At 63.1% G+C, this 13647-nt stretch carries 13 protein-coding genes and 1 pseudogene; 7 read left to right on the top strand and 7 right to left on the bottom strand.

Annotation, left to right across the window (positions count from 1 at the left end; translation table 11 throughout):
- Positions 1 to 286 precede the first annotated feature (286 nt).
- Positions 287 to 688 carry a RidA family protein gene (locus IVA81_RS25985; protein ID WP_061877286.1) on the top strand — a complete coding sequence of 134 codons (402 nt, stop codon included), beginning with the start codon at positions 287 to 289 and terminating at the stop codon, positions 686 to 688.
- A gap of 78 nt (positions 689 to 766) precedes the next feature.
- Here the strand turns inward: IVA81_RS25985 and IVA81_RS25990 are convergent, their stop codons facing one another.
- Positions 767 to 1174, bottom strand: coding sequence for an ACT domain-containing protein (locus tag IVA81_RS25990; protein ID WP_247323223.1), 408 nt, complete (start codon positions 1172 to 1174; stop codon positions 767 to 769).
- A 199-nt stretch (positions 1175 to 1373) separates the two neighbouring features.
- Between IVA81_RS25990 and IVA81_RS25995 the strand changes: the two genes are divergently transcribed.
- Entirely contained in the window at positions 1374 to 1529 is a 156-nt protein-coding gene (locus IVA81_RS25995; protein ID WP_247323224.1) for a hypothetical protein, read from the top strand.
- A 16-nt stretch (positions 1530 to 1545) separates the two neighbouring features.
- Here the strand turns inward: IVA81_RS25995 and IVA81_RS26000 are convergent, their stop codons facing one another.
- Positions 1546 to 2835: a DNA polymerase IV gene (locus tag IVA81_RS26000; protein WP_247323225.1), complete on the bottom strand. Its 1290-nt coding sequence runs from the start codon at positions 2833 to 2835 to the stop codon at positions 1546 to 1548.
- Complete coding sequence (locus IVA81_RS26005) at positions 2832 to 3143, bottom strand: DUF3572 domain-containing protein (RefSeq protein WP_247323231.1); 312 nt, start codon at positions 3141 to 3143, stop codon at positions 2832 to 2834. Before IVA81_RS26005 ends, IVA81_RS26000 begins: the two co-directional genes overlap by 4 nt.
- A gap of 242 nt (positions 3144 to 3385) precedes the next feature.
- On the opposite strand from IVA81_RS26005, the gene IVA81_RS26010 reads away from it, so the two are divergent.
- Together IVA81_RS26010 and IVA81_RS26015 are read left to right on the top strand one after the other, a co-directional pair.
- Complete coding sequence (locus IVA81_RS26010) at positions 3386 to 3751, top strand: response regulator (protein ID WP_246919875.1); 366 nt, start codon at positions 3386 to 3388, stop codon at positions 3749 to 3751.
- A 14-nt stretch (positions 3752 to 3765) separates the two neighbouring features.
- Positions 3766 to 5139 (top strand): PleD family two-component system response regulator, encoded by a 1374-nt coding sequence (locus tag IVA81_RS26015; protein ID WP_247323242.1) that lies wholly within the window; start codon positions 3766 to 3768, stop codon positions 5137 to 5139.
- A gap of 162 nt (positions 5140 to 5301) precedes the next feature.
- On the opposite strand, the gene IVA81_RS26020 is transcribed toward IVA81_RS26015, so the two are convergent.
- Together IVA81_RS26020 and IVA81_RS26025 are read right to left on the bottom strand one after the other, a co-directional pair.
- Entirely contained in the window at positions 5302 to 6273 is a 972-nt protein-coding gene (locus IVA81_RS26020) for an AraC family transcriptional regulator (protein WP_247323244.1), read from the bottom strand.
- Positions 6274 to 6576: 303 nt separating this feature from the next.
- Positions 6577 to 7182 (bottom strand): TetR/AcrR family transcriptional regulator, encoded by a 606-nt coding sequence (locus IVA81_RS26025; protein ID WP_247323246.1) that lies wholly within the window; start codon positions 7180 to 7182, stop codon positions 6577 to 6579.
- 130 nt (positions 7183 to 7312) lie between these two features.
- Between IVA81_RS26025 and IVA81_RS26030 the strand changes: the two genes are divergently transcribed.
- The 3 genes from IVA81_RS26030 (at position 7313) to IVA81_RS26040 (ending at position 10763) form a co-directional block, all read left to right on the top strand.
- Positions 7313 to 8551 carry an MFS transporter gene (locus tag IVA81_RS26030; protein WP_247323248.1) on the top strand — a complete coding sequence of 413 codons (1239 nt, stop codon included), beginning with the start codon at positions 7313 to 7315 and terminating at the stop codon, positions 8549 to 8551.
- 106 nt (positions 8552 to 8657) lie between these two features.
- On the top strand, positions 8658 to 8798 hold the full coding sequence (locus IVA81_RS26035; protein WP_247323250.1) for a hypothetical protein: 141 nt from the start codon (positions 8658 to 8660) through the stop codon (positions 8796 to 8798).
- A 315-nt stretch (positions 8799 to 9113) separates the two neighbouring features.
- Complete coding sequence (locus IVA81_RS26040) at positions 9114 to 10763, top strand: winged helix-turn-helix domain-containing protein (RefSeq protein ID WP_247323252.1); 1650 nt, start codon at positions 9114 to 9116, stop codon at positions 10761 to 10763.
- A 243-nt stretch (positions 10764 to 11006) separates the two neighbouring features.
- Here the strand turns inward: IVA81_RS26040 and IVA81_RS26045 are convergent.
- Together IVA81_RS26045 and rpmG are read right to left on the bottom strand one after the other, a co-directional pair.
- A pseudogene (locus IVA81_RS26045) lies at positions 11007 to 11954 on the bottom strand (acyltransferase); the annotation flags it as partial.
- Between the two features lie 1371 nt (positions 11955 to 13325).
- Complete coding sequence (gene rpmG / locus IVA81_RS26050) at positions 13326 to 13493, bottom strand: 50S ribosomal protein L33 (protein ID WP_007603295.1); 168 nt, start codon at positions 13491 to 13493, stop codon at positions 13326 to 13328.
- Between the last annotated feature and the right edge of the window lie 154 nt (positions 13494 to 13647).

The raw sequence follows: 13647 nt of genomic DNA on the forward strand, positions 1-13647 counted from the left end.
CATCCCTGCCTCCATCGACCTTTGAAAGCAGAGAATCATTCGGCTCACCGTTCGGCAAACGGAAACGCGCCAAATCACATAGATTCACAGCCTCTGAGGCGGCCGCTTCTTCAGCGGCCCTCGAAGGGCGACGGCCCGGCTGCGGCAGCGGGGGCCGTGCATCCTTCGAGGCTCGCTGCGCGAGCGCCTCAGGATGACGGAGTGCCATTGGTGCGCGTCGCATCTAGCTCTTGTCATGATCCCCAGCTAGGCTCCCGCCCAAGCAAAAACCTAAGGGAGCCAGCCCATGCCCAAGCTCGATCATCTCCGTCCCAGCGGCCTGCATCACAATCCCGCTTACTCCCACGTCGTAACGGCGACCGGCGCGCGGACTATCTACATCTCCGGCCAGGTGTCGGTGGACGAGGAGGGGCGGATCGTCGGCGAGGGCGATATTGCCGCGCAGACGACGCAGGTGATGCAGAATCTCGGGCACGCGCTGAAAGCGGCCGGCGCGACCTACGCCAACATCGTCAAGATCACGACCTTCGTCGTGAACTACAAGCCGGAGCTGCGCCCCATCATCGGCAAGGCTCGTTCGGCTTTCTTCGAAGGCATGGAGCCGCCGGCCTCTACGCTCGTCGGCGTCTCCGCACTCGCCGCGCCGGAATGGCTGATCGAGATCGAGGCGGTGGCAGTCGCGGATTGAGGTTTTTCCGGTAGCCCGGATGAAGCCCAAGCGTAATCCGGGAAACCAGTCGCTCAGGATCGCTGCGCTCCATCCGGGCTACGAGTGCTTCGCTTTGAACATCTCTCGCAGGAGAGCCAGCGCCTCGTCGGCCCGGTCGGCAGGCACGAAGAGATGATCGTGATAGAAAGCCGACACGGCGTTCACGCTGATGCCGGCTTCGGCCAGACGCGCCGTGATTGCCGCCAGAAAGCCCACCGCATCGAGCGCGGAGTGAACCGTCAGGATGATCAGGCGCGAGGGGAATTCATGGTATAGTTCGGCACGTTCGGCTTCCTCCTGCAGCATCACCAGCGTCGTTCCTTCTCGTTCGCGGAACGTCAGCATCGGGTTGACGTTGGCTGGAATGCTCGCGCCCGGCGCAAGCGTGCAAAACACGAAGGTGCCGTCCAGCATCTCCGGCTTCATGCTTGTCAGCAGCGCGTCGAGACCGCGTTCGCCTGTCACGGTGCCAACCCCTGGACGAGGAGGGTCGTTTGCGCCCCTGCGAAGCTATCGGGGCCGGCGGCTGTGGAAGCCATGGTCAACATACCTTTGTATATCTCCTGCAATCCTTCTCATGCGCCGAGCTTACGCTGGTACAATTGAGCGACGGCGGGAGATTCTTACAATTTGAGTCCACTCGGGTCACTGCGAGAAGGCTCACATGAACGTCGTCATTGGAAAGCTCAACGGCTTGTGGCACCTCATCGTCGGGTCTTGTCAGATCCGAACGCCGTTCCCGGAAACGCAGGATCGGCAGTTGGTCGTGCAGTATGCCCGGCGCGTCTATCCGGGTGCACGGATCTTCGAACGCGACTAAGTTGAGCAGGGCCCGATCACTCCTGCGCCTTCTGCGGTCCCTCATAGGCGATGCCGCGGATCACAGCGGCGCTGCCGAACTTCTTGCGCAGGCTGTCCACGGCGCGTTCGGCGTGGGCGGCACGGCGGTCGAGCATGTCGGTGTCGTCGGAGACCGAGCCGTCGCGCAGCGCGCTGACGCCGGCGCCCATCAGGCGGAAAGCAGTGCCGTCGATCTCTTTCGCCAGCATCTCGCGGCAGATCGAGAAGATCTTGGCGGCGAGCTGCGTCGGGGCGGCGATCGACTGCGAACGTGTGCGCTGGCGGAAATCGGCGGTCTTCAGCTTCAGCGTGACGGTCGAGCCGGCGAGCTCGCCGCTCTTGAGCCGCGACGAGGTCTTTTCGCACAGCCGCCACAAGATCTTCTCCAGCGTCGCGAAATCGCGGATATCGGTCTCGAAGGTGGTTTCGCTGGAAATCGTCTTGGCGCCGCGGTCAGGCTCGACGCGGCGGTCGTCGATGCCGCGCGCGAGCCGCCACAGCCTGCGGCCGTCGCTCGGAAACTGCCGCATCATCTCGATCTCGTCGGCCTTCTGCAGGTCGGCGATGACGCGGAAGCCGCGCTGCCCGAGGCGCTCCTGCGTCGCGGGTCCGACGCCGAAAATGAATCCGACCGGCCTCGAAGCCAGCATTGTCAGCGCGTCCTCCTGGTCGAGCGTGGCAAAGCCGCGTGGCTTGTCGAGGTCGGAGGCGATCTTGGCCAGGAACTTATTGCAGGACAGGCCGACCGAGACGGAGATACCGATATCGCGCTCGACGTCGCGGGCAAAGCGCGCCAGCACCTTTGCCGGGATCATGCCGTGCACCCGTTCGGTGCCGGAGAGGTCGAGGAAGGCCTCATCGATCGAGAGCGGCTCGACCAGCGGCGTCAGCGCCTGCATGGCCTGGCGCACCTCGCGGCCGACGCGGACGTACTTCGCCATGTCGGGCGGGATCACGGTCGCATGCGGACAGGCCTCCAACGCCTTGAACATCGGCATCGCGGAGCGCACGCCATAGGTGCGCGCAATGTAGCAGGCGGCCGATACCACGCCCCGTTTGCCGCCGCCGATGATGACGGGCTTGTCGGCGATATCGGGGTTATCCCGCTTCTCGACCGTCGCATAGAAGGCGTCGCAGTCGATATGCGCGATGTTCAGCGCAGACAGCGCCCGGTGGCGGACAAGGCGAGGGGAACCGCAGGCCGAGCAGCGCCGCACCCCCATATCCAGATCGGCCAGACAATCCCGGCAGAAGCAGCGGGGCCCGGGCGGGTCGGGACTGGTCACGGCACGTCGCGCTCCCAAGAGGGATCGCCGAGCGCGTCGCCAAGGACCTGCCGCGCTGCGGCAACGTTGGTCGGGTGTAGTTCCGCGGAGCTGGCAAAGGCCTTCACAGTGGCGTCATCGCGCAGCACGAAATCGAGCACGCTGAGCAGGAAATTGGGGTCCGCGGCGGCATTGCGCAGCGTCTCCGGACCGACCCCTGTCTCAGCCAGGAACAGGCCCAGCCGCTCAGGCTCGCTCGCGATGAAGGACAGTGCCTGAATCGCAACGATTTCAGCGACTTCGCGGGGGTTGTGAACAGGCTTTTTCAAGGGGACGGTTTGCCTTTCCGTTAACTTTCGGTCTCTAATTTGGAATCATCATGCCCGAGTCTCGTCCGTGAGTCTTCCGACCCCAGGCAAGCAACTGGAAACCACATCGTAGAAAGTCGACCCTCGGGTTTAACGAAACTCAAGCGAATCTGAGGCTAGTTTGAATCCAGTTTTCGAAGCGCCGGCGAGCGGCGCCTGAGGCGTCACATGTATGGGTCCTTCGGACCAAACAGGAGGGCGGGATGGCTAAGACCGTCCTGATCGTGGAAGACAACGAGCTCAACATGAAGCTCTTCCGCGACCTGTTGGAGGCGCACGGCTACCAGACCTCCGGCACCAGCAACGGCTACGAGGCGCTCGACCTCGTGCGCAAGACGCGGCCCGACCTCGTGCTGATGGATATCCAATTGCCGCAGGTCTCCGGCCTCGAGGTGACGCGCTGGATCAAGGACGATCCGGAGCTGCGCGCCATTCCCGTCGTCGCGGTCACGGCGTTCGCGATGAAGGGCGACGAAGAGCGCATCCGCGAGGGCGGCTGCGAGGCCTATTTGTCCAAGCCGATCTCGGTCGGCAAATTCATCGAGACGGTCCGGCGTTTTATCGGATAGGAAGTGAGTTCACAGTGTCCGCGCGTATCCTGGTTGTCGATGACGTTCCTGCCAACGTCAAACTCCTCGAAGCCCGCCTGTCCGCCGAATATTTCGACGTGATGACCGCCGCGAACGGCACCGAGGCGCTGGCGATCAGCCGCCGCGCCGAATGCGACATCATCCTGCTCGACGTGATGATGCCTGATATGGACGGTTTCGAAGTCTGCCGCCGCCTCAAGACCGACCCGGCCACGCATCATATTCCCGTCGTCATGGTGACGGCGCTCGACAGCCCGTCCGACCGCAATCGCGGACTGGAAGCCGGCGCCGATGATTTCCTGACCAAACCCGTCTCCGACGTCGTGCTGATCGCGCGGGTGCGCTCGCTGACGCGGCTGAAGATGATGACGGACGAACTGCGCATGCGCGCCATCACCTCGCTCGAGATCGGCATGCAGGCGCCCGAGCGCAGCGCCGTGGCGGACACCGGCAAGGGCGGCCGCGTCCTGCTGGTCGACGACCGTCAGTCCTCCTACGAACGGCTGGCGACGATCCTCGCCGCCGAGCACACCATCGACGTCGAGCCGAACCCGACGGAGGCGCTGTTCCACGCCGCCGAGGGCAATTACGACCTCCTGATCGTCTCGCTCGACCTCAACAATTTCGACGGCCTGAGGCTCTGCAGTCAGGCGCGCTCGCTGGAGCGGACGCGGCACGTGCCGATCCTGGCGATCGCGGACCCCGAGAACTCGACGCGGCTGCTCCGCGGCCTCGAGATCGGCGTCAACGACTACCTGCTGCGTCCCATCGACAAGATCGAGCTCCTGGCGCGCGCCCGCACCCAGATCCGCCGCCGCCGCTACACCGATCATTTGCGCGACAACGTGCAGAACTCGATCGAGATGGCGATCACCGATGCGCTCACCGGCCTGCACAATCGCCGCTACATGGAGAGCCATCTGGCGACGCTCGCCGAGCAGGCCGCGACCCGCGGCAAGCCGCTGGCGCTGATGATCCTGGACATCGACTTCTTCAAGTCGATCAACGACAATTACGGCCACGACGCCGGCGACGACGTGCTGCGCGAGTTCGCTGTGCGGGTCCGCAAGTCGATCCGCGGCATTGATCTGGCCTGCCGCTACGGCGGCGAGGAGTTCGTCATCGTGATGCCCGAGACCGATCTCCACGTCGCCGGCATGGTCGCCGAGCGCCTGCGCCGCTCGATCGCGGGCGAGCCGTTCGCGATCCACAAGGGTGCCAAGCGCATCGAGGTCACGATCTCGATCGGCCTGACCACGCTGGAGCAGAAGGGCGAGGCGGTCGCCGACGTCCTCAAGCGCGCCGACACCGCGCTCTATCGCGCCAAGCACGACGGCCGCAACCGCGTGGTGTCGCAAGCGGCGTGAGCTGCCGGGCACAAAGTTGCGAAAACAACCCCATGCACAGTAGCCGACGCTAGTCGGATCAATGGCTTACACCGGTTACAAAACGGCTTGAGTTGGGGTCTCGGGGACGGCCAGGGAATTCGCTCGGTCAGGACGGGTCCGCGCCGAGTCCTCGGCATGCCATTATGTTGATCCGCGGAACTGGGTCGGTGAGGCGCCAAAGCGGCGACGGAAGGCCTGGTTGAAATATGAGATGTCGTTGAAGCCGCATGAATAGGCGATCTCGCTCACCTTCAGCCGGGCGTGCTGGCGCGACATGAGCGCCGTTCTTGCATTTTGGAGCCGCAATTCCAGCACGCGCTCGGTGAAGCTCGCTCCGGTCTCATGCAGGAGAGCCTGAATGTAGCGGGGCGACAGTCCGATCTTTTGCGCAAGGCAGCGCGGCGAGAATGCCGGATTGGTGAAATTCGCTCTGATCTCGGCAAGAATCTCGCGCAGCCGCGCTGCGCGTAAGCCCCGCAGGGTGGCCACCTCTGCGGCATCGCGGCCGGCGCCTAGCGTAAGCGCGAGAATATCCAGCAGGGTCGTGCCTATGTGTTGGTCCAAATCCGGATCGCTGCCGGCGTCGTTTGGATCGAGCACGCTCTCCAAGTAGCGCTTGAGATGACGCAGCGCCGGTTGGCCGGGATCGAGTGGCCTTGCCATAAGATCGTCAGCGCGAGGAACGAGTTGCAGCAGACGCTCGCGGGCGATCGTCACCGTCGCCCATTCCCCTGGTGCCTCGACGACCATCTCGGCGGTCGCGCCGTTGGTCCCGAGGAACGCGCCACCGGCTCCAGCCACCGCATCCCGTCCGAACTGTGACAGTTGTAGTCGCGCCGTCCCGCGATTGAGCAATAGACAAAAATCATCGTCAGGGCCGCGTGCGATGGCGCTTGCGGACCGGGCAAACCGTTTGAGCGTTCCATCGAACAACGCAACTCGCACATCGGAGAATTGCGCAAATTGAAACTGAGCGCGAAAGGCGTACTCCTCGAAGCGCGAATAGTCGACGCAGCAGGTGAGCGCCTCGAATTGCTCATGCCAATGCCCGAACCGCGCCGCGTCGCCGAGGCGCGCGGGAAGCTGGTCCGAGCTGAAAGTGATCCGGTTCATCCTGACATCGCTCGGTTCGACGGTCTAGATTGCTGGGCCGCATGCACGACGACAATCGCCTTGCCTGTTTAGCGCGGGAGCTCCGGTTTGAGGACAAGAAATTCCGGGCGTGGGCCGACGAATGCGCTCTGGCCCAATTTTGATGCGCTGGAGAAAAACTTCCGGGCGTAGCGAAACTCGACAGCGCCGGAGAACAAGAGGGATACGCGGACAGCTTGGGTGAGCGGGGACTGCTTTTCTTAGGCGCGCGTTGGATATCCTCCTTTTGCCGGCTGATGGCGCCGCGTGCTACGGCGACTGCTATCATGGCGCGCGTTTGCGTCCCTTCACCGGCGCCTTCGCACCATCCCCCACATCCACCCCCGCATTCCGCAGCAGCACCTTCGCCACTTCCTTCGCGGCTCTTGCCATCGCCGGATCGTCGCGCACGAGGTCCTGCGCGATCGAGCCGTCGACCAGCAGTACCAGCTGCGTTGCGAGCGCGTCCGCGTCCCGTACACCGAGCTCGTTCAGGCGGTCGCGAAACCAGACGCGGCGGCTTTCCTTGAAGGCGATTGCAATCTTCTTCACGGCACGGTCCTGAGGGCCAAGCTCGGCGACCGCGTTCACGAACGGGCAGCCGCGAAAATCCTTGGCCGCAAACCGCCGCTCCAGCGAATCGAAGGTGGCGAGGATCTGCTCGGCCGGGGGCTTGTCGGAGGGACGCTGAGCGACGAAGCGGCGTTCCAGATAGGCCGCGATCAGCGCGTCCTTGGAGGGAAAGTGGTTGTAGAGCGTGCGTTTGGAGATGCCGATCTCGGCCGCGATGGTGTCGACGCCGATCGCGCGAATGCCCTGCAGATAGAACAGCTTGTCGGCGGTCGCGAGGATCCGCTCTTTCATCGTCTGTGGGGCGGGCGGGGGAGCCATGCGGCGACGGGCGTCCTGTTTGCTTGACAGCGGGCATCATTCATAGCCTAAGTACACAGGTCTGTGTAACCAAAATCAACTGATATTGCAGACGGCGGCGTTCGCGCCGCGCCGCCGAGGGAGAAGAAACATGCCCCTGTTGCAGGTCCTGCGTCCGACATTGCCCATCCTGATCGGCGCCTCGATCATGCTGACGCTGAGCATGGGGCTGCGGCAGTCGCTCGGCATCTTCATGCAGCCGCTGACGCATGACATTCACCTTTCGATCTCGGACTTCACGCTGGCGCTGGCGGTGCAGAACCTCGCTTGGGGCTTTCTCCAGCCGCTCGCTGGCGCGATGACGGTGCGCTACGGCTTCCGTCCGATCATGATCGTGGGCTCGCTGATGTACATCGTCGGCCTCATTCTGATGGCGACCGCGAACGGGCTGGTCAGCATCATGATCGGCGCCGGCGTGCTGATCGGAACGTCGCTGGCTTGCACCGCGGCGGCGATCGCGATGTCGGTGGCGGCGCGCGCTGTCCCTGCAACGGTGCGCTCGACCGTGCTCGGCATCGTCTCGGGCGCGGGCTCGCTCGGCGCGCTGCTGTCGGCGCCGATCGGGCAGATGCTCAACGAGGGTTTTGGCTGGCGTGTCGGGCTCGCCGGCTTTGTCATCATGTCGGTGCTGATGATCCCCGCGGCCTGGTATGCCGGCCGCGTGGATCAGGTCCCGCTGCCCAAGCCCACCGCCGACGACATCGATGATGCGACCGCAGCGTCCGCAACCAAGGCGGCGTTCGGCAATACCTCCTTCGTGGTGATGACCTGCGCCTATCTCGTCTGCGGCATGCAGCTCGTGTTCCTCACCACGCATCTGCCGTCGTATCTGGCGATCTGCGGCCTCGACCCGATGCTGAGCGCGCAGACGCTCGGTATGATCGGCGGCTTCAACGTGCTGGGCTCGCTGTTCTTCGGCTGGGCCGGCGAGCGCTGGAACAAGCTGGCGCTCTTGGGCGCGATCTACATCCTGCGCTCGCTGGCGCTTGCCTGGTACTTCATGCTGCCGGCAACGCCGTTCTCGACGCTGCTGTTCGGCGCCATCATGGGCTTCCTCTGGATGGGCGTCGGTCCGCTGGTTGCAGGCGCGGTCGCCGAGATGTTCGGCCTGCGTTGGCAGGCGATGATCCAGGGCCTCGCCTTCATGAGCCACCAGATCGGCAGCTTCCTCGGTGCCTACGGAGGCGGGGTGCTCTACGACGCGCTCGGCTCCTACACCATGGCCTGGCGCATCGGCGTGGCGCTGGGCTTGGCAGGGGGCATCGTGCAGGTCGCGTTCGCGCTCGTCAGGCCGTCGCAGCCGCCCGCGCCGGTGCTGCGGACGGCGTAGGGAGGGCGTCGAGCGGCTCGCTCAGTCATCGCGGGCCGCTCGAGAGCCATCCAACAGCATTGCGACCCGCTCGCGATGCTTCCGCTATTCGCCGCCAAGTTGGATCATGGCGGTGCTCGTCGAACGACGCCGCTTTGCGCCGCACGAGTCGATCGCACAGCGCTGGAAGAAATCCCGCGCGCTGCCGGCAATTGTCCAGCAGCTGAAGCGGCGTGATGAGCGAGCGACGCTGCAGCCCACGTATTGAACAAACGCCTCAGACGGGCCGCCAGCAGCAGAACCTTCTTCCTCAGGGTCGGCCGCGTCGCGGACGGGAGAGATGCAAGCGCCTCCAGGGAGCCGCGATGTGCCATGACGGCAAACCATCCGGCGCAATAGCGGTGCAGACGATTGGACGCACGGATCATGTGGCGTCTCCGGTTGAACGATGATTGACCGGTCTCTAAACTCAACCGATCCCTCACGCTTGACGGAGTTCTTCAGGACACGTTGGTTTTTCCCTGAGTTGGAGTTGTTTCGACGACGGCCGCCATATGCGGTCAGCCTCGGTAGGAAAGTGATAATGGTAGTCAAATACCGTTTTTCGGATTTCGAGGTCGATCTCAGCCAGCAAGAGCTTCGACGTGAGGGGATGCCTGTCCATATTGAACCTCAGGTCTTCGATCTCATCGTTCATCTGGTGCGCAACCACGAGCGGGTTGTGAGCAAGGACGAGCTCATCGACATCGTGTGGAACGGCCGCATCATCTCCGAGGCGGCGTTTTCCAGCCGCATCAACGGCGCCCGACGCGTGCTCGGCGACAACGGCACCGATCAGCTCTTCATCAGGACTTTGCATCGCCGCGGCTTTCGGTTCGTCGCCCAGGTGCAGGCGATCGGCGGCTCCGACGCCGATGCGATCCGGCTTGCACCGGACCAGCGTGCGACGATCGACGTTCCGAAACAGGCATCGCTCTCGACCGACGTGTCCCATCTCGACGACGTCGTTTCGGAATCGGTCAAGGCAGAGGCGAACTCGCGTTCATTCATCGCCGTACTGCCCTTCAGGAACATGTCGAACGATCCGGAGAACGAGTATTTCAGCTACGGATTGACGGAAGACATCATCCGGCTGCTCGCCCGCAATCGCTGGCTTTCCGTGATCTCGCGCCACTCGACGATCGGGTTTCAGGGGCGGGTCGTCGACGCGCGCGACGTCGGTGCACAGCTCGGTGTGAGCTATGTCATGTCCGGCAGCGTTCGCAAGAGCCGCGATGTGGTGCGGATTACGGCGGAGCTCACCCGGGCCGCGGACGGGATGCAGCTTTGGTCCGACAAATACGAACTTCAGCTCGAGAACATCTTCGACATCCAGGAGGAGATGGCCAAGCAGATCGCCGCCACCATCGAACCCGAATTGTCGAAGGTCGAGCAGCAGCTCGCCGCGCGAAAGGCGCCCGAAAGCCTCGACGCGTGGGACTGCTACCAGCGTGGGCTATGGAATCTCTGGCGATTTACCACGCCGGGATTCGACTCGGCCGAGGATTATTTCCAGCGTGCGATCGCGGCGGATCCCGGCTTCGCGCGTGGCCATGGCGCGCTGGCCTACGTCAATATCCAGCGCGCGCTGTATGATGATCCGAAGACGCGCCCCGGGCGGCTGGAAACGGCGCTGCGCCAGTCACGTCTTGCAGTGAAGCTCGACGAGCTCGATTGCTTCTGTCATTGCGCGCTCGGGCGAGCGCTATGCCTGACGCGTCAGAACGACGAGGCGGTGGCCGCCATCGACACCTCGCTGGAGCTCAATCCGAGTTTCGCACAGGGATATTTTGCGCAAGGGTTCAACCTGCTGTGGTGCGGGCGGGAGATCGAAGCCGAAGCGCTGCTCGATCGCGCGACGATGCTCAGTCCCCGCGACAGCCATCTCTGGAGCTTTCACCACGTTCGTTCGTGGACGCATTTCTCGCTCGAGGAATATGACATTGCGGTAGAGTTCGCTCGCAGGGCGACGCGGCAACCGAACGCCACGTATCGCGCTTATGCGACGCTGGCTGCGTCCCTTGGCCATCTCGGCGACAAGACGCAGGCCCATGCGGCAACCGTCGAGCTGCTGCAACGCAAGCCGGATTACACGATCGGGACCGCGCGGCAGGAACTGTTCTTTTGCAACGATCAAAGCTTCGTCGATCGTTTCGCCGAAGGGCTGGCTGTTGCCGGTGTCACCGGTCGCTGAAGGCCGCAAAACTGCGGGCGCTGGCTGGGACGCCGCGACGTTCACCTTGACCGAGACGGGTAGCGGAAGGCGCAGCCGCCGAGCAAGTGCCGGGCGGCGCGCCGCCGGCTGCCTTTTCGGGAGCTTTCCGTAATGCGAGAGGGTTTGCATCAGCGCGGATTTGACGGCGGGCTCGATCCTCGCGCAAATGAACCAGCAGACCAGGACAAGCATGCCGAGCGCGAGCCACACGGCCGTGGTGGCGTCCAGGCCAGCTTCGACCAGCGCACGAATGATCGCAGTGCCGATGACGTTGTGGGTGAGATAGAGTGGATAGGTGATCAGCCCGAGCGTTCTCAAATAGGCTGGCGCTTCGGGAGAAGCGATGCACGCAGCGCGCCTGTTTCGGTTCGCGGCACGGGCGATGAGGAGCACCGCAGCCGCCCAGACCATGATCGGCACAAGGGCCGATTGATCCGCGATGGCGGGTATCGATGCCAAAAAGAAAGATGCGAAGACGTAGATCTCGGCGGCACCCGAGAGGCACGTGACCGCAACGGCGACCTGCTCGAGCTCCGTCAATTGTCTGTTTGCGGAAATGAACAGCCAGATACCGAGCGCAAAGAAGCAGCCGTGGCTCAACAGGAACGCTGCGCACGGCACCCGAAACATCAGGATGACGAGATAGGGCAGGTCGGACGGCGTCGTGCATGACGCGACCAGCAGCGCGACGGCGTTGAATATTGCGCTGTAGATGGTGAGACCAAAGGCCAGGTGCCGGAGCGTGATCTTCCTCGTGAGCATCGCGCAAAACACGAGGCCATAGAACGCTGTTTCGGCTGCCAGCGTCCAGTAGACCTCGTCAAGCCATTGACCAGTGACGCCCTTGGGAACTATCAGCATGGCGTGGATGTAGGGCAGAATGAATTCGGAGGCCGGGCCGCTGCCGAAGAGCAACAGAACGAGGAAGGTCGCAGTGGCGCAAACCCAGACCGCCGGATAAAGCCGGAGTACGCGACCGAGGAGAAACGCGCCCGGTGAAGACTGGCTCGCGGAATTCGCGATGACGAAACCGGAGATGACAAAGAAGATTTCGACGCCGACCCAGCCGAACCATGTGAAGGGCGCGGCCGACGGGTACAGAACATCGGCGGCGACGTAGCGCTCAAAGCCGGGGACGCCGATCGAAACCCAGGCCCAGGACCAGAACATCTGGTGAAAGATGGCGACGCCGAGCGCGGCTCCGAAGCGCAGCGGATCCAGCAGGGGCAAATGGCTCTTCACGGGAATGGACCAGGTTCATGCAACGATCCCGCTGGAGATATTGAAGCCGCCCATGTCGCTCTGCGAGGTGGGTCACACTTGGTCGGCTGCCGTCGAAATGGGCAGATATTGGGGGGTACGTAGTCCAGCTCTCATGCCCCGGACGCAGCGCTTCCTTGGCACGGCATCGTCCAATGCGATGCGATGCTGCTGCAGAGCCGGAGCCCATGCCTGAGCAGCGCGCTGTGTTGCTTTCTGGGTCCCGGCTCTGCGGAGCAGCGCTAAGCGCTGCACCGCGTCCGGGACACGAGAGAGCTGAAGCTCGACCGCAACAGAATGCCTACGGAGAGAAAGAATTAACGCGTGCGTCCTGACCGCTTGAGATCGGCGACCTTGAACCTGTTGCCGGCGGCCAGGCTGCTGCAGAACCAGTGGGCTCTGTTTCGATTCTCGCCCAGGAACACCTTCGTCTCGACGCAATCCATGTAGGATTTATGGGTGATGGTGTCTCGGCACGTTGGCGAGAAAGGTCCGTAGTTCACATTGCCGCCCGACTCGCTGCATCCAATCCACGGCTCTTTGCCGTGTGGGAAGCTTGATGCACAGCCACCGTTGCAGCTGCTGGCGACTTTCTCCAGGCTGGCAATCCTCCCCATCACAGAACCCGGCGCATACGAAGGCGTCCGTGTCGCCGAAGACGACGTTTGAGCGGTTGACGCGGTCCGACGCGGCGCCGTTGTGTTTACTCCCCGCTCCGACACGTGCGGCCTTGCCACCTGCTTCGGCGCGTCGACCGTGATGGGGGGAAGCGTGGCGGCGGAGCCTGTTGGGATCTGAGACGCTGCGGGGGCGCAGAGCAACACGGTTGACAAGGTGGCGATAGCTGAAGGCACGACAAGGCTTGATGAAAATCTCATGACCATGTCCTTCCAAATCCGGCACGGAAATGCCGTGCCGGTGAGTGCACGCTAACATACATCCCGAATTGGGCAACCGAGGGTTGATGAGATGACTGCGCAATCGCGCGGCATTGACTGGCAATACGAGAGTGATCTGTGCTGTCACTCACACTCAGTCGTAGCGAGCGGCTTGTCCGTCGAAGCTCGAAGAGCGAAGGCGGGAGCGAAGCAATCCAGTCTTTCCGCGGAACGACTCTTGGATTGCTTCGTCGCAAGAGCTCCCTGCAATGACGGCGTGGAGAAAAGGCGTCGCGTCAACTTCAGTCTGGTGCCGCGGGTGCGCCGACATGAGAGGAGAGGGGCAAAATAAAAACGGGGCCCGAACGGGCCCCGCAAAACTCTTCGACGCTGCGCCGATCTCTTACTTGATCTTGGCTTCGCGGAATTCGACGTGCTTGCGCGCGACCGGGTCGTACTTCTTCTTGACCAGCTTGTCGGTCATGGTGCGCGAATTCTTCTTGGCGACGTAGTAGAAGCCGGTGTCGGCCGAGGACACGAGCTTGACCTTGATGGTGACCGCTTTGGCCATGTTCTGAACCTCAGAGATGAAGGGAATCTGGAGCCGGCCAAACGGCCCGCGTTGGCCGGCAACCTAGTCAGAAACCGCCTGATGTCAAGGTTTCGAAGCGTTTTCGAGCGAAGTGGGCACCGGTTCGCGTCAAGAAAACGCGTCAAAAACAACA

The organism is Bradyrhizobium sp. 141 (assembly GCF_023074055.1).
In the GTDB taxonomy this organism is placed as follows: Bacteria; Pseudomonadota; Alphaproteobacteria; order Rhizobiales; family Xanthobacteraceae; genus Bradyrhizobium.

Bases quoted from the DNA above. Each gene is read 5' to 3' on its own strand.
- IVA81_RS25985 (WP_061877286.1), top strand. From the start codon at position 287: ATGCCCAAGCTCGATCATCTCCGTCCCAGCGGCCTGCATCACAATCCC.
- IVA81_RS25995 (WP_247323224.1), top strand. From the start codon at position 1,374: ATGAACGTCGTCATTGGAAAGCTCAACGGCTTGTGGCACCTCATCGTC.
- IVA81_RS26010 (WP_246919875.1), top strand. From the start codon at position 3,386: ATGGCTAAGACCGTCCTGATCGTGGAAGACAACGAGCTCAACATGAAG.
- IVA81_RS26020 (WP_247323244.1), bottom strand. From the start codon at position 6,273: ATGAACCGGATCACTTTCAGCTCGGACCAGCTTCCCGCGCGCCTCGGC.
- IVA81_RS26025 (WP_247323246.1), bottom strand. From the start codon at position 7,182: ATGGCTCCCCCGCCCGCCCCACAGACGATGAAAGAGCGGATCCTCGCG.
- IVA81_RS26030 (WP_247323248.1), top strand. From the start codon at position 7,313: ATGCCCCTGTTGCAGGTCCTGCGTCCGACATTGCCCATCCTGATCGGC.
- IVA81_RS26035 (WP_247323250.1), top strand. From the start codon at position 8,658: ATGGCGGTGCTCGTCGAACGACGCCGCTTTGCGCCGCACGAGTCGATC.
- IVA81_RS26040 (WP_247323252.1), top strand. From the start codon at position 9,114: ATGGTAGTCAAATACCGTTTTTCGGATTTCGAGGTCGATCTCAGCCAG.
- rpmG (WP_007603295.1), bottom strand. From the start codon at position 13,493: ATGGCCAAAGCGGTCACCATCAAGGTCAAGCTCGTGTCCTCGGCCGAC.